Origin of the sequence: Pseudonocardia endophytica, from assembly GCF_004339565.1 — a bacterium.
GTDB lineage: Bacteria > Actinomycetota > Actinomycetes > Mycobacteriales > Pseudonocardiaceae > Pseudonocardia > Pseudonocardia endophytica.
This window is the reverse complement of the sequence record NZ_SMFZ01000001.1, coordinates 2,790,531-2,808,328: the sequence shown is the minus strand read 5'-3', so window position 1 is coordinate 2,808,328 and position 17,798 is coordinate 2,790,531. Positions and strand designations below refer to the sequence as shown.

General features: G+C 69.9%; 19 protein-coding genes and 1 tRNA gene. 11 read left to right on the top strand and 9 right to left on the bottom strand.

From position 1 onward, the window contains the following. Positions 1-13 precede the first annotated feature (13 nt). A complete protein-coding gene (locus tag EV378_RS12765; protein WP_132424377.1) occupies positions 14-871 on the top strand; it encodes a dioxygenase family protein in 858 nt (285 codons plus the stop codon). 18 nt (positions 872-889) lie between these two features. Here the strand turns inward: EV378_RS12765 and EV378_RS12760 are convergent, their stop codons facing one another. Beyond that, positions 890-1,858 (bottom strand): AraC family transcriptional regulator, encoded by a 969-nt coding sequence (locus tag EV378_RS12760; protein ID WP_165922263.1) that lies wholly within the window; start codon positions 1,856-1,858, stop codon positions 890-892. A 384-nt stretch (positions 1,859-2,242) separates the two neighbouring features. On the opposite strand from EV378_RS12760, the gene EV378_RS12755 reads away from it, so the two are divergent. From EV378_RS12755 to EV378_RS12745, 3 genes are all read left to right on the top strand, one after another. Next, a complete protein-coding gene (locus tag EV378_RS12755) occupies positions 2,243-3,445 on the top strand; it encodes an acyl-CoA dehydrogenase family protein (protein WP_132424371.1) in 1,203 nt (400 codons plus the stop codon). A gap of 125 nt (positions 3,446-3,570) precedes the next feature. Next, entirely contained in the window at positions 3,571-3,867 is a 297-nt protein-coding gene (locus EV378_RS12750) for a YciI family protein (protein WP_132424368.1), read from the top strand. A 158-nt stretch (positions 3,868-4,025) separates the two neighbouring features. Beyond that, positions 4,026-4,439, top strand: coding sequence for a hypothetical protein (locus EV378_RS12745; protein ID WP_132424365.1), 414 nt, complete (start codon positions 4,026-4,028; stop codon positions 4,437-4,439). Here EV378_RS12745 and EV378_RS12740 read toward each other — a convergent pair. Further along, positions 4,436-5,488, bottom strand: coding sequence for an AraC family transcriptional regulator (locus EV378_RS12740; protein ID WP_165922262.1), 1,053 nt, complete (start codon positions 5,486-5,488; stop codon positions 4,436-4,438). The genes EV378_RS12745 and EV378_RS12740 overlap by 4 nt on opposite strands. A 381-nt stretch (positions 5,489-5,869) precedes the next feature. Here EV378_RS12740 and EV378_RS12735 point away from each other — a divergent pair, with 381 nt between their 5' ends. The 6 genes from EV378_RS12735 to EV378_RS12710 are packed head-to-tail and all read left to right on the top strand — an operon-like array spanning position 5,870 to position 10,385. Then, positions 5,870-7,192 (top strand): cytochrome P450, encoded by a 1,323-nt coding sequence (locus EV378_RS12735; RefSeq protein ID WP_132424359.1) that lies wholly within the window; start codon positions 5,870-5,872, stop codon positions 7,190-7,192. Positions 7,193-7,231: 39 nt separating this feature from the next. Next, positions 7,232-7,540, top strand: a complete 309-nt coding sequence (locus EV378_RS12730) for an EthD family reductase (protein ID WP_132424356.1) — start codon at positions 7,232-7,234, stop codon at positions 7,538-7,540. Then, the gene (locus tag EV378_RS12725) at positions 7,537-8,577 is read left to right on the top strand and encodes an NAD(P)/FAD-dependent oxidoreductase (protein WP_132424353.1); all 1,041 of its coding nucleotides are present in this window, start codon (positions 7,537-7,539) and stop codon (positions 8,575-8,577) included. The genes EV378_RS12730 and EV378_RS12725 overlap by 4 nt, the downstream gene beginning before the upstream one ends. Positions 8,578-8,593: 16 nt before the next feature. Then, entirely contained in the window at positions 8,594-8,926 is a 333-nt protein-coding gene (gene fdxA, locus EV378_RS35820; protein WP_132424350.1) for a ferredoxin, read from the top strand. Positions 8,927-8,958: 32 nt separating this feature from the next. Continuing rightward, positions 8,959-9,738, top strand: a complete 780-nt coding sequence (locus tag EV378_RS12715) for a CoA transferase subunit A (RefSeq protein ID WP_132424347.1) — start codon at positions 8,959-8,961, stop codon at positions 9,736-9,738. After that, positions 9,735-10,385, top strand: a complete 651-nt coding sequence (locus tag EV378_RS12710) for a 3-oxoacid CoA-transferase subunit B (RefSeq protein ID WP_132424344.1) — start codon at positions 9,735-9,737, stop codon at positions 10,383-10,385. Before EV378_RS12715 ends, EV378_RS12710 begins: the two co-directional genes overlap by 4 nt. Positions 10,386-10,872: 487 nt before the next feature. On the opposite strand, the gene EV378_RS12705 is transcribed toward EV378_RS12710, so the two are convergent. Then, positions 10,873-10,945, bottom strand: a tRNA-Arg gene (locus tag EV378_RS12705). 111 nt (positions 10,946-11,056) lie between these two features. Here EV378_RS12705 and EV378_RS12700 point away from each other — a divergent pair. Further along, positions 11,057-11,746, top strand: a complete 690-nt coding sequence (locus EV378_RS12700) for a DUF2306 domain-containing protein (RefSeq protein ID WP_165922260.1) — start codon at positions 11,057-11,059, stop codon at positions 11,744-11,746. A 33-nt stretch (positions 11,747-11,779) separates the two neighbouring features. Here EV378_RS12700 and EV378_RS12695 read toward each other — a convergent pair whose 3' ends face one another. From EV378_RS12695 to EV378_RS12670, 6 genes are all read right to left on the bottom strand, one after another. Next, positions 11,780-12,925 carry an RNA polymerase sigma factor gene (locus EV378_RS12695; protein WP_132424338.1) on the bottom strand — a complete coding sequence of 382 codons (1,146 nt, stop codon included), beginning with the start codon at positions 12,923-12,925 and terminating at the stop codon, positions 11,780-11,782. Further along, a complete protein-coding gene (locus tag EV378_RS12690; protein WP_132424336.1) occupies positions 12,922-13,329 on the bottom strand; it encodes a YciI family protein in 408 nt (135 codons plus the stop codon). The genes EV378_RS12695 and EV378_RS12690 overlap by 4 nt, the downstream gene beginning before the upstream one ends. A gap of 79 nt (positions 13,330-13,408) precedes the next feature. Beyond that, positions 13,409-14,635, bottom strand: a complete 1,227-nt coding sequence (locus tag EV378_RS12685; RefSeq protein WP_132424333.1) for an MFS transporter — start codon at positions 14,633-14,635, stop codon at positions 13,409-13,411. A gap of 241 nt (positions 14,636-14,876) precedes the next feature. Continuing rightward, the gene (locus tag EV378_RS12680) at positions 14,877-15,602 is read right to left on the bottom strand and encodes a GAF and ANTAR domain-containing protein (protein ID WP_132424330.1); all 726 of its coding nucleotides are present in this window, start codon (positions 15,600-15,602) and stop codon (positions 14,877-14,879) included. 153 nt (positions 15,603-15,755) lie between these two features. After that, positions 15,756-16,352 (bottom strand): hypothetical protein, encoded by a 597-nt coding sequence (locus tag EV378_RS12675; protein WP_132424327.1) that lies wholly within the window; start codon positions 16,350-16,352, stop codon positions 15,756-15,758. Continuing rightward, the gene (locus EV378_RS12670; RefSeq protein WP_132424324.1) at positions 16,349-17,761 is read right to left on the bottom strand and encodes an amidase; all 1,413 of its coding nucleotides are present in this window, start codon (positions 17,759-17,761) and stop codon (positions 16,349-16,351) included. Before EV378_RS12670 ends, EV378_RS12675 begins: the two co-directional genes overlap by 4 nt. Positions 17,762-17,798 lie beyond the last annotated feature (37 nt).

Here is a 17,798-nt window from a genome sequence, read left to right as displayed (position 1 = left end):
GCCGGCGCCGACCATGGACTTCACCATCGACTCCGCCACTCCGGCCGTCTCTGCGAGCTTCGAGGCGACGCCTGATCCGCGGCAGCGCGAGATCCTCCAGATGCTCACCCGGCACCTGCACGACTTCGTTCGGGAGGCCTCCCCGACGATCGAGGAGTGGAACTCGGCCATCGCGTTCCTCACCGACGTCGGGAAGTGGTGCTCCGACACCCGTCAGGAGTTCATCCTGCTCTCCGACGTCCTCGGTGTCTCGATGCTCGTCGAGACGATCAACGGCCAGGACGGTGGCACCGAGAGCACCGTGCTCGGGCCGTTCCACATGACGGAGTCCCCGCGGCGGATGCTCGGCGATTCCATCGACATGATCGGGGGGAGCCGGACGTGTGTGATGAGCGGCCAGGTGCGGAGCACCTCCGGTCGTCCACTGGCGGGTGCGGCGGTCGACGTGTGGCAGTGCACCGAGGACGGCTTCTACGACGTCCAGCAACCCGATGTCCAGCCACCGGGGAACGGGCGAGGACTGTTCACGACCGATGAGGACGGCCGGTACCGGTTCCGCACGGTCGTTCCGTCCCACTATCCGATCCCGACGGACGGGCCTGTGGGTCGCCTGCTGGCCGCCACCCGCCGGCACCCGTACCGCCCGGCACACGTGCACTTCCTCGTCTCCGCCGACGGACACGAGGAGGTCACCACCCACGCCTTCGTCGCCGGGAGTGCCTACACCGACTCCGATGCGGTGTTCGCCGTCAAGAAGCAGCTGCTCGTCGACTTCGCCGACTGTGCCGATAGTGGGCTGGCTGCGGCCTACGGCGTCGAGGCGCCCTTCGTGCTGGCCGAGTTCGACATCGTCCTGCAGGAGCAGGCCTGACCGAGGAGCCGTCGGATCTCAGCTCCGGAGAGTCCGTAGCGTGTCCGAAGGTGCTTCCCCGAACCGATCACGGTAGGCGGCCGAGAACCTGCTGAGGTGGGTGAATCCCCACCGCAGTGCGACATCCGTGACCGACCCGGTACCCGCCACGAGGTCGGCACGTACCCGCTCGAGCCGCACGGTTCGCAGGTAGGTCGTCGGTGACATCTCCATCTGTTCCCGAAAGCCCTGTTGAAGCCGGCGTCCACTCACGCCGGCGACCCGCGCCATGTCAGAGAGGTCCCACGGCTTCTCGGGGGCCGCGTCGATGGCGTCGACGACGCGTTTGACCGTCCGCGACCGCGCCGGCGGACCGTCGGTGTGGAGTGCGTCGAAGTAGTCGCTGGGCTGTGCGAGCAGTAGCGAGCTGACGACCATTCGTTCGATCTGCTCCCGATGCGCCACGGACCGGCGAACCAGGCTGTGCGGAGTGTCCAGTTCGGACAGCAGTAGCCGCACCACCGCGAGCCAGCTCTTCCCGGCCGGGCTGGTGAGGTCGAATCCGAGGGAGAAGCGCACCCACGAGGAGATCGGTCGGCCGACCAGGTTCTCCAGCTCGCTCTCGAGCGAGCGACGGTTGATCTTTATGCAGAGCTGGCCGGCGTCGGCACCCCAACGTGGGAGCAGGGTGTGCTCATGCGGTGTGAACACGGCCGCCGTACCGGGTCTGGCGACGACGTGCTGACTGCCGCACCGCGACTCCACGCTCCCCGACATCGCCACGTTGACGTGGTACGCGCCCAGGGCGCCGGGGTCGAGCGCCGTCTCGGTGCCGAAACGGACGAATCCCAGGGTCAGGTGGGTGAGGCTGGTCGCACTCAGCCACGATTCGGGAACGGCACTGTCAGGCCCGGTCGGCTCCACGCGAGCGGGGTAGAAGACCCCGTTCAGACTGTCGCGGAAGGCATCGAACCGCGCACCACGGCACAACTCGTAGCTGGTCAGCACCCCGGGAGTTCGCGACCCGTCCGGCCCTAGCGGCTCGATGTCGGCCGTCGACCGCTCCATACGAGACCGTCTCCCGGACAAGCAGTGGTGGCATCACCGCCACCGTGGGCGTGACCTCCTCGGGGTCATCGGCCCTGAAGCTAAGCGGGCCGGCAGCCGGTGTCAACGGCACCGGTGGTCGATCGGCACCGAGCGGATCTCCGCAGGGCGATCACTGTTCGCAGGCCGGGTGACCAGGCCGCGCACGACTATTCCCTGCCCGTCGCCCGGAGGTTTTCGTATGTCGGTTCGCCATCCGGACTGTGCCTGGCGTGAAGCGGCTGGTCACTTCTCACGCTCCGCCTAGCGTCTCGGCCACATTCAGGATCGAACGGAGGACAGGCCATGACCGACATCCTTGACCGGCCACAGGCGACCGGGGCAGGAACAGCGCCCGACCACGACGTGATCGCTCGCGCCACCGCGTTGGTGCCGCTGATCCGCGAGCACGCCGTGAAGTCGTCGGAGGAGCGACGTGTGGTCCCGGAGGTCGTGGACGCACTCGAGGAAGCCGGGCTGTTCAAGCTCCTCGTTCCGCGCCGGCTCGGCGGCCTGGAGACCAACCTCCGCACGATGATGGAGTGCGTCGCCGAGGTGGGACGGGGTGACGGCTCCACGGCGTGGGCCGTGGCGCTGCTCAACGTGTGCACCTGGTTCTCCACCACGTTCTCCGACGAGGCCCAGGAGGAGATGTTCTCGACCCCGAACACCAAGGCCTGCGGCATCTTCTCGCCCCCGCTGAAGTCCGAGCGCGTCGAGGGGGGCTACCTCGTCAGCGGCCGGTGGGCGTACTCCTCGGGCTCGTTCGCCGCCACCTGGGCAACTCTGGGCATCGGGGTCGAGGGTGACGACCCCCGCGCGCTCGCGCTGATCCCGGCGAGCGCCTGGACGATCGAGCCGACCTGGTTCGTCGCCGGCATGAAGGGATCCGGCAGCGACACGATCGTCGTCGAGGACCACTTCGTGCCGGACCACCGCATCCAGCGGTTCGCGGACATGGTCGAGGGTGCCTTCCGGACCTCGCACAAGCCCGACGAGCAGAACGCGAACATGGCGTTCATCCCCGTCGCGGCAGTCATCCTGGTCGGCGCGCAGATCGGTCTCGCACGGCACGCGATGGAACGCACGCTGTCGAAGCTCCCGCCGAAGAACGTCGCGTACACCTGCTACACGAACGCACGCAATTCCCCGACTCACCAGGTGGGTGTCGCGGAGGCGTCCAGCCTGTTCGACCAGGCCGAGATGCTCCTGCAGAGGGCGTGTGCGGATGTCGACGACGCCGCCGCCCGCGGCGTGCAGCTCGACAGGCTGACCAGGGCACGCGTCCGCATGGACACGGGCATGATCGGTCAGCTGGTCAAGGAGGGCGTGGACAAGCTGATGACGGCGAACGGAGCGTCGTCGTTCGCCGACGCCAACGTGCTGAGCATGGTCTGGCGCGACTCCGAGATCGCCGGCCGGCACGCGCTGGTCATGCCGGAACTCGGTAAGGAGGCGTACGGACGGCTCCTGCTCGGCGCCGACGAGCCACTCACCATCGACGTCTGACAGGCGCAGTCACTTCGGATACGGGGGACGCCCGAGCCACGGTGGCCGCCGCACCTTGCGTGCGGCGGCCACCGTGATGGGGCGGCCGATCCGACCAGATCAGCTGACCAGTGGGGAGTGGAGAGGTGTCGGTCTTCGCCGTCGTCTACAGCTACACCGACGAGCACGAGCGCAGAGAAGAGATACGACCGAGCCACCGGGCGTTCCTCGAAAGGCTCGGCGAGGTCAATCTGTGCTCCGGCCCGTTCGGGCCCGACGAGGACGCAGGCGCTCTCCTGCTGCTCAGGGCCACCTCGAAGGAGAAGGCGCTCGCGCTGACCGAGGACGACCCGTTTCGTACCCACGGCCTCGTGTCGAATGTCCACGTACGACAGTGGTTGCCGTCGCTGGGCGAGCTCTCGGCGACATTGGCGACGTCGTGAGCCACAACGGAATCGCCGGGTACGAGGTCATCCTGCTCCGGCACGGGGAGACCGTCGGATACGACGGCGATCACGGTCTGACCGAGCGTGGCGAGAGCCAGGCCAGAGACCGTGGTGTGTCACTGGCGTCGGAGCTCGCTCCGGGCACGACGGTGCGGATGTTGCACGCCCGGACCGCCCGGGCGACCGCGACCGCCGCAGCGCTCCGTAGCTCCCTCCTCGACGCAGTAGGCGAGACCGGCGGCATCGACGTCGGTGCGTTGCAGCCGGAGACGTGGTTCGACAACCTTCGCGTGTCCGTGGACGGCACCGTGATGGACGCGGCTGATGCCGTTGTCGAGCGGCTCGCGACACACTCGGCCCCGATGCGCGCGTTCGTCGCGTCGGCGATCGGAAGTGACCCGGGTGAACCGCACAATCTCGAGGCCGTTCGTGTGCACGTCGACTCAGAGGTGGCAACCATCCGGTTCCGTGACCACAGCACCCGTCTGCGCCTGCCGCATCGCCTGCCGGCGTGGGTGGACGAAGGATCGCTGACGGCGTTTCGCCACCGACGAGCCGAGTCCGCTTAGAAACCGCGACTACGGCGGGCGGTGTCCGACGGTGATTCCCCGTAGGTCTGCCGGTAGTAGGTCGAGAAGCGTCCGGCGTGGTTGAAGCCCCAGCGGTACGCGACCGTCATCACCGACTCGTCACCGGTCAGAAGATCCTGTCGTGCGTGCTCGAGTTTGACCTTGCGCAGGTATCCGGTCGGCGAGGTGTTGAGGGCCTCCTGGAACGAGATCTGCAGTCTCCGTGCACCGACTCCGGCATGACGAGCGAGGTCCGAGATCGTGTAGTTCGCCTCCGGATTCGTCTCGATGAGGTCGATGACGCGTTTGACCGTGCGCGGCCGTGCCGGTGGTTCGGGGCTCAGGAGTGCGTCGAGATAGTCGTGGTTCTGCAGGTGCAGCAGCCCGTTGATGAGCAGCTTCTCCAGGTGCTCCCGATGGGTCGCTGACCGCTCCAGAAGACCTCCGGGCCGGTCGACCTCGTCGATGAGGAGCCGGACGACGCCCAGCCAGCTCGCCGCCGTCGGAGTGGTGAGGTCCACGCCGAGATCGAAGCGGACGTCACCGGCGACGGGGTGGCCCAGCAACGCCTCGAGTTCGGTCTCGACGGCCGCCTTCGAGATCTTGATGCAAATCTGGGCGGAGTCGTCGCTCCACCACGGCAGCACCGTGTGGTCGCGCGGCGTGAACACGGCGCCCGTCCCCGGGACGGCCACCACCTGTCTGTCACCGCACTCGGAGGCGATTCGCCCCGACACCGGAACGTTGACGTGGTAGGCGCCGAGGGCGCCCGGATCCACCATCGTCTCGGATCCGAACCGTAGAAAGCCGAGCGTCGTGTAGTTCAGCCGGACGGCGCTGAGCAGTGACGTGCTCAGGTCGGCGGCCCGGCTCAGCGTCTCCACGCGAGCCGGGTAGTAGTACGCGCCGAGATTGTCCCTGATGACCTCCAACGAGCTGGACCGGCAGATCTCGCGGTTCGCGAGAACGTGCTCGGAGCCGCTCGTACTGGCTGAGGCGAGCGCTGACTGTGGTGGTCGCAGCGCCGACGACGGAACGTGCTCTGCCATGACGGGGCGCTCCCTTGCGCGCATCACGGGTGACAGCGGGGTGAGCAGCAATCGTCTTGTCGGTGGCCGGAAACTTCAACGCCCGCGGCGCCGATCATGCGGGATATCCGCAGGGAGGTTCGCCCTTCGGATCGCCCGCTTCGCAATACGGCTGATGAGCACCCATCGCGCGTCCCGGGGTTCGCAACTCGGCTACGCCGGACGCGATGTGACTCCCGTGCCGGCGGGCCGCCTCCCTATCTTGCCCTCGTCCATGACCCGGATCACAGGAGCAGGACAGATCCGCACGACAGGCCGTCGGAGCAAAACCAAGCGCGACCGATCGGCCTCGGACACCCCGCCCGACTGGCCGCTGTTGTCCCGTTCGATCGAGGAGAAGCAATGTCGTCATCGCTGAGCGAAGAGCCCAGGACGGACGCCGCCCGCTGCCCGGTGAGCCACCTCGCCGAGAAGTTCGACCCCTTCAACGACCCCTACCTGCAGGATCCGTACAGCCTGTGGCAGGAGGCCCGTCAGGACGAGCCCGTCTTCTACAGCCCGTCGCTCGACTACTGGATCGTGAGCCGGTACGACGACGTCCGCCAGATCTTCATGGACACCGACTCCTTCTCGGCCTCCATCTCCATCACCCCGCTCAAGGAACTGTGCGCGGCGGCGATCGACGAGCTGGTCAAGGCGCAGATGGTGATGGGTCCGAGCCTCGTCAACGAGGACCCGCCGCTGCACACCGACCGCCGCAAGCACATTCGCGACGCGCTGGTCAGCCCGGCCCGCATCGAGCAGGTACGCCCCCGGATCCGCGAGTTCGCCAACCGGTACATCGACGGCTTCGTCCAGCGCGGCCAGGCCGACCTCGTCACGGACTTCGCCTGGGAGATCCCCGCACTCGTGGCGTTCGCGCTGATGGGCGTTCCCGACGAGGACGTCGAGCGCGCGAAGGAGTACTCCGGCCGGCTCGCGCTGTTCACGTGGGGCTACCCGAGCGAGGAAGAGCAGACCCAGCTCGCAGCCGGCATGGGCCAGTACTGGACCTATGCCAAAGAGCACGTCCAGCGGCGCCTGGAGGAGCCGACCGACGACTACATCAGCGAGCTGATCAGGGCGTGGCGGACTCCCGGCAACGAGGAGCTGTTCGACGAGAACTACCTCGTCACGACCATGATGAACTTCCTGTTCGCGGGCCACGAGACGACGACCAACGCCACCGCCAACGGCCTTCGGGCCCTCATGGAGAACCGGGACCAGTGGGACGCGCTGTGCGCCGACCCGTCGCTGGCGCCGAACGCGGTCGAGGAGATCCTGCGCTACAGCTCGTCGGTCATCGCCTGGCGGCGTGAGGTCGTCAAGGACGTCGTCGTCGGGGGTGTGGAGCTTCCGGCTGGCTCGAAGGTCCTCGCGGTGACCGGCTCCGCGAACCACGACGAGTCCGTGTTCCCGGACGCGGAGAAGTTCGACATCACCCGTTCCAACGCCAAGAAGCACTTCGCCTTCGGCCTCGGCCGGCATCTGTGCCTCGGCGCGGCCCTGGCGCGTATCGAGATGCAGATCTTCCTGGAGGAGCTGAGCCGGCGCCTGCCCCACATGCGTCTCGTGGCCGGGCAGGACTTCGCCTACTCGCCGAACACCTCGTTCCGCGGACCGGAGCACCTGCGGGTCGAGTGGGACCCATCGGCGAACCCGATCGAGGCCGACCGGCCCAGCTGACCGAACCCCGACCCTCTACCGCAGCAAGGACGAACACCCATGCAGAGATTCCTGGCGCTGTACTCGCGTCCCGAGGACGCCACCGCATTCCGGGAGCACTACACGACCGTGCATGTCCCTCTCGTCGAGGCGCTGCCCGGCATCCGGAACATCAGCTACTCCTTCGACGTCGCGGCGATCCAGGGCGACACGACGTACGGCTGCGTGTTCGAGGCCGAGTTCGACGACGAAGGAGCGCTACAGGCGGCGCTGGGATCCCCGGAGGGCCAGAAGGCCGCCGCCGATCTCGCCAACTTCGCGGGGGCCGGTGTGGAGCTCCTGACCTACCAGGTGGCTCGGCACCGGTGAGCACGCACGTCGATATCGAGGTGGACCTCCTGATCGTCGGGGCCGGGCCGGCCGGGCTGTACGCCGCCTACTGCGGCGGCTTCCGCGGTCTGCGCGTCGCCGTGATCGACAACCTGCCCGAACCGGGCGGACAGGTCGCGGCGCTCTACCCCGAGAAACTGATCTACGACGTCGCGGCGCTGCCCGCCGTGCGCGGCCGTGACCTGGTCGAGAACCTGATCAGTCAGGCCGACGCCTTCGGACCCACCTACATCCTGGGGGAGCAGGCGACCACCGCTGCTCCCATCGTGCCGTCGAGCGACGGTGGACCGTCGAGGTGGCTGGTCGGCACGGACCACGGACGTCGCGTCAACTGCGGAGCGATCGTCGTGACCGGCGGGATCGGGAGGTTCACCCCCCGTCCGTTGCCGGCCGCGGCAGCCTGGGAAGGCAGTGGGCTGACATACCACGTCCGCCACCTCGCCGAGCACGCCGGACGCGATGTCGTCATCGTCGGCGGGGGCGACAGTGCAGTCGACTGGGCGCTCGCCCTGCAGCCGATCGCCGCATCGGTCACCCTCGTCCATCGCCGTGCCAAGTTCCGTGCTCACGAGTCGAGCGTCGGTGAACTTCGGCAGGGCACATGCACCATCATCACCGACGCCCAGGTCACCGACGCCGACGGCGATGACCATCTGCAGCGGGTGGTCATCGCACACAGTTCCGGTGAGCGCACCACTCTGGCGGCGAACTCGCTGATCGTTGCGCTCGGTTTCACAGCGGATCTCGGCCCACTCGAGTCGTGGGGAATCCAGATCGTCGACCGCAGGATCGTGGTCGACACGGCGATGCGGACCTGTCAGCCCGGTATCTATGCCGCCGGTGACATCACCGACTATGGCGGAAAGGTCCGACTGATCTCGGTCGGCTTCGGCGAATCCGCGCTCGCCGTCAACAACGCGGCGACGTACCTCGACCCGCAGCTCTCTCTCGCCCCCGGTCACAGCACCGACAGCGCGCAGCAGCCAGCGGCAGTAGCCGCGTCGTCCACGGCATAGCGAAAGGAGAAACGAAATGACCTACTTCATCTCCAGTGAATGTATCGACGTGAAGGACCGGGCCTGCGTCGAGGAATGTCCGGTCGACTGCATCTACGAGGGCGACCGCAAGATGTACATCAACCCGGTCGAGTGCATCGACTGCGGTGCCTGCGAGATGGCCTGCCCGATGGACGCGATCCGCAACTCCAGCACGGTGGGAAGGTCGGACGTCTTCGCGGTCGACAACGCGGACTACTTCCGGGAGCCGCTGCCCGGTCGAGCCGAACCCCTCGGCAATCCAGGCGGAGCGATGAAGATCGGCACCATCGCCGTCGACACGCCGTTCGTCAGCACGTACGGCAGCTGAATGCACCACTGCGCGGTGAACGGACGACCGACGTGAGCCTCGACAAGACAGTCCCGTCGGCCGATGAGGCCGTCGCGGACATCCGCGACGGGGCCTCGTTGGTGGTCGGAGGTTTCGGTCTCGCGGGGGTCCCGATCGCACTGATCGACGCGCTGGCGCACCGGTCGGCAACCGCCTTGCAGGTGGCCTCGAACAACTGCGGCACCGATGGATGGGGCCTGGGCGTCCTGCTCGAGCAGGGACGCATCGCTCGGGTCGTGGCCTCCTACATCGGGGAGAACAAGGAGTTCGGCCGCCAGTACCTCGCCGGTGAGCTCGAGGTCGAGCTGACCCCGCAAGGCACTCTCGCGGAACGGCTGCGCGCGGCCGGCGCGGGGATACCGGCGTTCTACACGCCGGCCGGGGTCGGCACCTGGGTCGCGGAGGGCGCGATGCCGTGGCGCTACCACCCCGACGGGTCGGTGGCGGTCTCATCGTCGCCGAAGGAAGTGCGGGAGTTCGAGGTCGACGGACAACGCGTCCCCTTCGTCCTCGAACTCTCCCTCGTGTGCGACTTCGGGCTGGTCCGCGCGGCCAAGGGCGACCGGCACGGAAACCTGGTGTTCCACCGCTCGGCGCGCAACTTCAACCCGCTCGCGGCGATGGCCGGACGCACCACCATCGCCGAAGTGGAGGAACTCGTCGAACCCGGCGATATCGACCCCGACGACGTGCACCTGCCCGGCATCTTCGTGCACCGCGTTGTCGAGCTGACGAGCGAGCAGGTCACCGCCAAACACATCGAGAAGCGCACAGTTCGGACGGGCCCATGAGCCTCACCCGTGAGCAGATGGCTGCACGCGCCGCACGCGAGCTGGCCCACGGGTCCTATGTCAACCTCGGCATCGGACTGCCAACGCTGATCCCGAACCACCTTCCGGATGGCGTCGACGTCCTGCTGCACTCGGAGAACGGGTTGCTCGGCGTCGGGCCGTACCCCACCGAGGACGAGGTCGACCCCGACCTCATCAACGCCGGGAAGGAGACGGTGACCGTCCGCGACGGCGCCTCGTTCTTCGACTCCGCAGTCTCGTTCGGGATGATCCGCGGGGGCAAGATCGACACCGCGGTTCTCGGTGCGATGCAGGTGTCGGCCGGCGGCGACATCGCCAACTGGGCCGTTCCCGGCGCGATGGTCAAGGGGATCGGCGGCGCGATGGACCTCGTCCACGGCGCCCGCCGCGTGCTCGTCGTCATGGAACACGTGACCAAGAAGGGCGCGGCCAAGCTCGTCCAGTCTTGCGCACTGCCTTTGACCGGCCGCGGCGTCGTCAGCCGCGTGATCACCGATCTCGCCGTCGTTGACGTGACTTCCGCCGGCTTCGTCCTGCGCGAGCTCGCCCCCGGCGTAGCCGCGGATGAGGTACGCGACCAGACCGACGCCCCCGTCACCGACGGTCTCGCCAGCACCGACGCCTGAGCCGGGGCGGTCGCTGCGGACTGCGCACTGCTGCACAAGAACAACAACCCGAGCTTGTGGGCGCGTGCAGCTCGGCGGCGACCTGATGACGCCGCTGCTTTAGACCGTTTCAACCTCAGTGGGCAGTACAGCTAGAGGCGAGTGGAGACCAATCGGGATCCCTCGACGAGCGACTCGAGGGAGACGTCGCGATGATCCGCTCGCGCCTCCGACCATCGGCCGTCCGACGCTGCAGAGGCCGCCGACTGGGTGCTATTCGAAGACTTCTTCAAGCAGACCGAGGAGGCAGCACCCAGGCCACTGACGCCGTCTGAACGGACGGTGCGCGACGGCCGGTCCTTGCCGGGTGGGGCTGTCGTGGAGCAGTCGGGTAGTCGCTGACTTTCATGCCTTTGCCGGTCGGAATCATGCGTTCTCGGCAGGTACAAGTCGCACCATATAGCCCCACGACAACCGTCGCATGTGGACTCATGTGACCTCTGACCAGCGCCCCCGGCAGGATTCGAACCTGCGACACCCGCTTTAGGAGAGCGGTGCTCTATCCCCTGAGCTACGGGGGCTCGTCGGCAGACTACCGGCTCGTCATGAGCAACTCGTACTGCGCCGGACGTAGTCCGGGTGTCATCACCGGGAGGACGACACCGGTCGGTTCGCGCCACAGACTTCCGGACATGACCCCCACCGAACCGGCGCCGCCCGGCTTCCGGTCTGCGCGCGGGTGGACGTGGCCCGTCGTGATCATGGGCGTCGTCGCGGTGGGCGCCACGATCGCGCTGGTCGTCCCGTACGTGGGCCTCGACGTCGACGCGAGCCGGATCCCGACGACGAGCACGTTGCACTACGCCCTGCTCGTCGCGCACATCGTCACGGCGTCGGTCGCGCTCGTGCTGGGACCGCTGCAGTTCGTGCCGGCCGTCCGTGCACGACGGGCGGTGCACCGCGTCATCGGGCGGTGCTACCTGCTCGTCGGGGTGGTGCCGTCGGCGCTGGTCGGCATCCCGGTCGCGATCCTCTCCGGCAGGTTGCTGACGCAGGTCGGGCTGACCATCCCGTTCCTGGGTTGGCTGGTCACCGCCTGGCTCGCCGTGCGGGCGATCCGCGGCGGCGACGTCGTCGCGCACCACGAGTGGATGATGCGCAACTACGCGCTGACGTTCCTGGCGATCACCGCCCGCGTGCTCGTGCCGGTGATGCTGGTGGTGCAGATCCCGTTCTCCGACGGCGCGGACCCGGCGGCGGGCGTGTCGTCGCTGATCCCGGTCGGTCAGGTGCTCGCGTGGATCGTGAACCTGACGATCGTCGAGGTCCTGATCCGTCGCCGCCGGGTCCGAGCGGGCCTTCCGGCGCGCGCGGCCGTCTGATCACCGGTCGGCGGTCCCGCCACGGTCACGTCGTCAGGGTGCCGGCAACCGGCGCACCCGTGCCGCCTCCCGGGCCAGGTGATCGCGCTCGAGGGTGCTCGTCGCGGATCGTGACGCCTGCGCGTACAGGTCCGCGGCCCGAGCGAGATCGCCGGAGCGTTCGTGCAGGTAAGCGGTCACGGCGGCGTGGCGGGGGAGGTCCGGGTCGAGACCGGAGAGCGCCGCGAGACCGGCCTGCGGCCCGTCGGACTCCCCGACGGCGACGGCGCGGTTGAGCCGCACGACCGGGCTGTCGGTGATGGCCAGCAGCTCGTCGTACCACTCCACGATCTGCACCCAGTCCGTCTCCGCGGTGCTCGGGGCGTCCGCGTGCAGGGCCGCGATCGCCGCCTGGGCCTGGTACTCGCCGAGGCGGTCACGGGCCAGCGCCGTCTGCAGGATCTGCACGCCCTCGGCGATCGCGACGGTGTCCCACAGCGACCGGTCCTGCTCGGCCAGCGGCACCAGGCGTCCGCCCGCGCCGGTGCGAGCCGCGCGTCGTGCGTGATGCAGGAGCATCAGCGCGAGCAGGCCCGCGACCTCCGGCTCGTCGGTCAGCGTCACGAGCTGGCGGGCGATCCGGATCGCCTCGGCCGCGAGGTCGACGTCGCCGCCGTAGCCCTCGTTGAAGACGAGGTAGACGACCCGGAGCACGGTCGCGAGGTCCCCGGGCCTGTCGAGCGACTCCCCGGAGATCTTCTTCTTGGCCCGGCTGATCCGCTGCGCCATGGTCGCCTCTGGCACGAGGTAGGCCTCGGCGATCTGACGGGTGGTCAGGCCACCGACAGCCCGCAGCGTCAGCGCGACGGCCGCCGGGGGCGGCAGCGTGGGGTGCGCGCACAGGAAGTAGAGGCGCAACGTGTCGTCCGCGACGGGCGCCGGGCCGGGCGGCGGCTCGGCGTCCACCGCCAGCTCCCGGCCCCGTCGCGACGACTCGGACCGCACGGCGTCGAGGAACCGGCGCCACGCCGCGGCGACCAGCCAGCCCTTCGGGTCGCGCGGCGGGTCGTCCGGCCACGTCTCGAGCGCCTTGATCAGCGCCTCCTGCACGGCGTCCTCGGCCGACGCGAAGTCCGCTCCGCGCCGGACGAGGACACCGATCACCGCGGGCACCAGCTCCCGCAGCAGGGACTCGTTCACTCGGTCACCGTGGGCGGCGCGGACATGAACGGCCGGACCTCCAGCCACTCGTGGATCGGCTCGCCGCCGGCACCGGGCGCTGCGGACAGCTCCCCGGCCAGCTCCACGGCGCGGTCCCATGACTCCACGTCGATGATCACCCAGCCGGCGATGAGGTCCTTCGTCTCGGCGAACGGGCCGTCGGTGACCGGCGGGCGGCCCTCGCCGTCGAAGCGCACGAACGTGCCGTCGGGAGACAGCCCCTGGGCGTCGACGAACTCGCCGGTCCGCTGGAGACGCTCGTTGAAGTCGAGCATGTACGTGATGTGGGCGTCCACCTCGCCGGGCGTCCAGCGGTCCATCGGCCCGCAGTCGGTCACGGGGGTGGGGCCGCCGCGGTAGTGCTTCAGGAGCAGGTACTTCATCGTCGTTCTCCTCGTGTCGGCGCGGCCCGTCCGGCCGCTCGCACCCCGGGGACGGAGCCGGTGCCGGGTTCTCGACACGTCAGGCATGCCGATCCGAGGGAATTCTGCGACGGCGCCCGGCCGCGAGGAACGGCAGCATCACCAGCGCGACGATCCCGCCGCCGAGGGACAGCTCCGCGTACCCGGAACCGGCCACCACCAGCCCCGACGCCAGCCCGGCTCCCGCCCCGGACAGCGCGATGCCGACGTCGACCGTGCCCTGCGTGCGGGCGCGCCGGGCCAGCGGCACCGCGTCGGTGATCATCGCGGTGCCGCTGACCAGGCCGAGGTTCCAGCCCAGGCCGAGCAGGACCAGCGCGACGGCCAGCAGCGCCGTCGAGTCGTCCGGTGCGACGGCGCCGAGCACGCCGGCCGCGAGCAGCGTGCCACCGGAGGCCGCGGCGACCGGGACGCGACCGACGCGGTCCACGAGCCATCCGGTGACCGGCGACGGCAGGAACATCGCGGCCACGTGCAGGGCGATCACCGCTCCCGCGGCGCCGACGCCGTGCCCGTGCTCGAGGATGTGCACCGGGGTCATGGTCATGATCGCAACCATGACGAGCTGGGTCACGATCATCACGGCGGCGCCCGGCAGGACACTGCCGTCGACGGGCCGCGCGGGTCCGGCGTTCGCGACGACCGGGGACTCGTCGAGCTCACGGGCCCGCTGCAGCGGATCCGGGCGCAGGAACACCCCCAGCACGAGGGCCGCGAGGGCGTAGGCGGCCGCGGCCAGCAGGAACGGCCCGGCCAACGGCCGGATGCCGAGCGCCTCGGCCAGCGAGCCCGTCGCGGCGGTGAGGTTCGGTCCGACGACCCCGCCGAGCGTCGTCGCGACGAGCACGATGCTGACGGCGCGGGCACGGCCGCCCGGCGGCGCGAGGTCGGCGCCCGCGTACCGGGCCTGCAGGTTCGTGGAGGTGCCCGCGCCGTAGACGAGCAGCGCGACGAACAACAGCACGACGTTCGCGGTCACCGCGGTCACCACCACACCCATGGCGCCGACGGCGCCGACGACGTAGCCCAGCGTCAGCCCCGGTCGCCTGCCGCGGGCCTGCGACAGGCGTCCGACCCCGACGGCAGCGGCGGCCGACCCGATCGTGAACAAGGCCGTCGGGACACCGGCGAGTCCGGTGCTGCCCGACAACTCCTGGGCGAGCAGCGCGCCGACGGTGATCCCGGCGGCCAGACCCGCTCCGCTGAGGACCTGCGCCGCGACGAGCACGACAAGGATGCGGCGCTGCTCGGGCGTCGAGGCGGTCACGTACCCGGTATATAGGGCGCGGCCGGGATCCGGGATAGGGAACTCGACCGACGCGCCGGGCAGCGGGTGCGACCTACCGTTCTCCCCATGCCGCAGACCGGGCGCAGAACACACGACGCGTTGTGGTGGGTCGTGTTCCACCAGGGCGCGATGGACTACACGCGGTCGGCAGACGAGCACGACGACGAGAGCGCGACGCGCCTGCTCGACTCGCTCCGCTCGGGGGTCGAACAGGCCCGGCCTACGGTGCCGCCTGCCGCCCCCCGCCGACCACGAGCCAGAGCGCCACGTCGACGAGCATGAGGTTCGACGTGCGCGCGGCGCGGAGCAGGATCTCGAACGCCTGCTCGCCGTCGGTCCGGTGGCGCTCCATGAGGATGCCCTTCGCCTCGCCGAGCACGTCCCGCAGCGCGGCGGTGCGGTCGGAGTCGGCGATCCGCTCCGCTCCGTAGAGGGCGGTCGCGATCTGGCCGGCGAACGCCGTGGCGACCGACCGGGACAGCTCGTCGAAGCCCGCCGGGGACCGCGAGTAGTACGTGACCGCCGACGGGATCGCCCCGTCCGGCGCCACGGCGAACGTGAGCAGGCTGGTGATGCCCTGTTCGGCCGCCGTCGTGGCGAACCGGGGCCAGCGCTCCCGCGCCTGCGCGAAGTCGGCCACCTCGATCACGGTCGTCGCCCCGCCCGCGACGGCGTCCAGGCACGGTCCCTCTCGCAGCAGGGCCTGCAACCGGTCGAGCTCGACGACGTCCGGGCCGGTCGGGGCGTAGGTGTCCAGACCGCCGTCGGGGCTGCGCATGGTCAGCACCACCGCGTCCGCCGCCGGCACGTTGTCCACGGCGGCGCGGGTCAGCTCCGCCAGCCGCTCCTCGACGCCGGGCCCTGCAGGCCGGTCGGCCGGCCGAGCGACCTCGGAAGCACTGCGGGCCAACGCCTCCTCTAACCGGTCGAGCTGCTCCGATGCCACAGCGTGTGCGCTCCTCGCCGTCGTCGCCTGCTCGGTGGTGATGAACATGCATCTGAACTTGCATCACCCTAGTCGTCGAACGAATCGTCCGGACAGGGAGCGAAGCGTTCCACTGCTGTTCCGGATCCGGGACGCGGCGCCCGCGTGAGGCGATCACGCCCCACGGATCGTCGCGACGGCGTCCTCGGCGAGCGCGCGGTGGCCCGGGTGGTCGCGGACGGTGCCCGCGTCCCAGGCGCGGAAGTAGACCCCGCCGCCGATCACGAGGTTCCCGTCCTCGTAGCCGTTGCCGCCCTCGTACAGGTCCTGCAGGTATTGGGCCTGCCCTTCGACGTCCAGGTCGAGCCACCGCGTCGCACCGGCGGCGACCGCGGCACGCCAGTCGTAGGCGTGCCCGGTGGTCTGCGCGACGACCGCGTCCGCCGCGTAGCGCACGCCCAGCCGCCGGTACTGCCAGACGTGGGTGGCCTCGTGGACCAGCAACGAGTTCCGGGTGTCGTCCTTCAGGTAGATCGTCGTGCCCAGCGTGACCGGTCTGCGGTTGAGTCCGAAGATCCCGGCCGCGCGCAGCCCGGCCACGATGCTGATCTCCCCGGGCGGCAGAGCGTCGCCGAAGACCATGCGCAGCAACCGTTCCTGGCCGGCGCTCGGAGGTGCGCCGCGCAGCGCGGGCACGAGCTCCTGCAGGTGCCCGACGGCGCGGCCGCCTCCGACGAGCACCGCGCCCGCGGCGCTGCGGACGAGGCTCACGGGGACTCCATCAGCACGTCGTCGGTGATCCGCCGCCACGGACGGTCGGCCTCGACGGCGTAGGCGAGCTCGAGCAGCGTGCGCTCGTCGCCGATCGTCGAGCACAGGTGGACGCCGACCGGCAGGCCGTTCGCGGCGACGCCCGCGGGCAGCGAGATCGCCGGGGCGCCCGCCACGTTGCAGAGCGGGGTGAACGCGACATAGTCGAGCAGGCGGGCCCGCAGCACGTCGAAATCGGTGGTCGGGCTGAGCCAGCCCAGCTCTGGCGTCACGTGCGCGAGCGTGGGGGAGAGCAGCACGTCGTGGCGGGTGAACTCTTCGGCGTACGTCTCGCGGACCCGGGACAGCCTGCGCAGGAACGCCGGCGTGCGGGCGACGGCGCGGCGGTAGTGGTCGGCGAGCGCGCGGGTGAACGGGTCGAGGCGGCCGGCGTCGAACGTCGGGCCGTGCATCAGCTTCCCGCCGGTGGACACCGTGAACGCCAGCAGCGACCAGTAGTCGAGGAAGTCGTCGACGAACCGGCGGCCGACGCCGGTGGTGGCCGGCAGGACGTCGTGGCCCTGGTCCTGCAACAGACGCGCGACGTCCTCGACGGCGGCCCTGGTGTCCGCGTCGACCTGCGCGCCGGTCGGGGACTCCAGGATCAGGCCGATCCGCAGCCGTCGTGCCGCGGGCCCTTCGACCCGACCGAGCGGCGGGAGGTGCGGGTTGCGCTGCCTGCGGTCGACGGCGGCGAGGAACGCGGCCGTGTCCCGCACCGACCGGGTGATCACGCCGTCGGACACGATGTCGACGGGCATGTGCGCACCGTGCGCGCTCACCGCCGTGCGGCCCCGCGTCGGCTTGAGTCCGACCAGCCCGCACGCCGCGGCCGGGATCCGGATCGAGCCGCCGCCGTCGTTGGCGTGCGCGATCGGCACCACCCCGGACGCCACCAGCGCCGCCGCCCCGCCGGACGACGCCCCGGCCGAGTAGCGGACGTCCCAGGGGTTGCGGGTCGGCTCGGCGTCGGCGAACTCGGTGCTCGCATTCAGGCCGTACTCCGGCAGCCGCGACGTGCCGACGAGATCCAGCCCGGACGCCAGCAGCTGCTCCGTGACGGCCGAGTGCGTGCGGGCCGGGCGCGCGACGTAGGCGGCGCTGCCGTTGCCGCACGACCACCCCCTGACCTCGGTGTTGTCCTTGACGAGCGTCGGGACGCCGGCCAGCGGGCCGCCGCGCTCGCCGTGCACCGGGTCGTCGAAGTGGCGTTCGACTAGCCCGCGCAGGTCCGGGTCGACCTTGTCCGCGCGCAACGCCGCGGCGGTGCGCAGCTCCGCGGCGGACACCTCGCCGCGCCGCAACCGTGCGACGAGCCCGAGAGCGTCGTCGTCGCCCAGGGCGTCGTCGGAGAACGCGTGCACCCTCATGGTCACGATTCTGCCCCCAGCACGCCGGCTTCTCGCG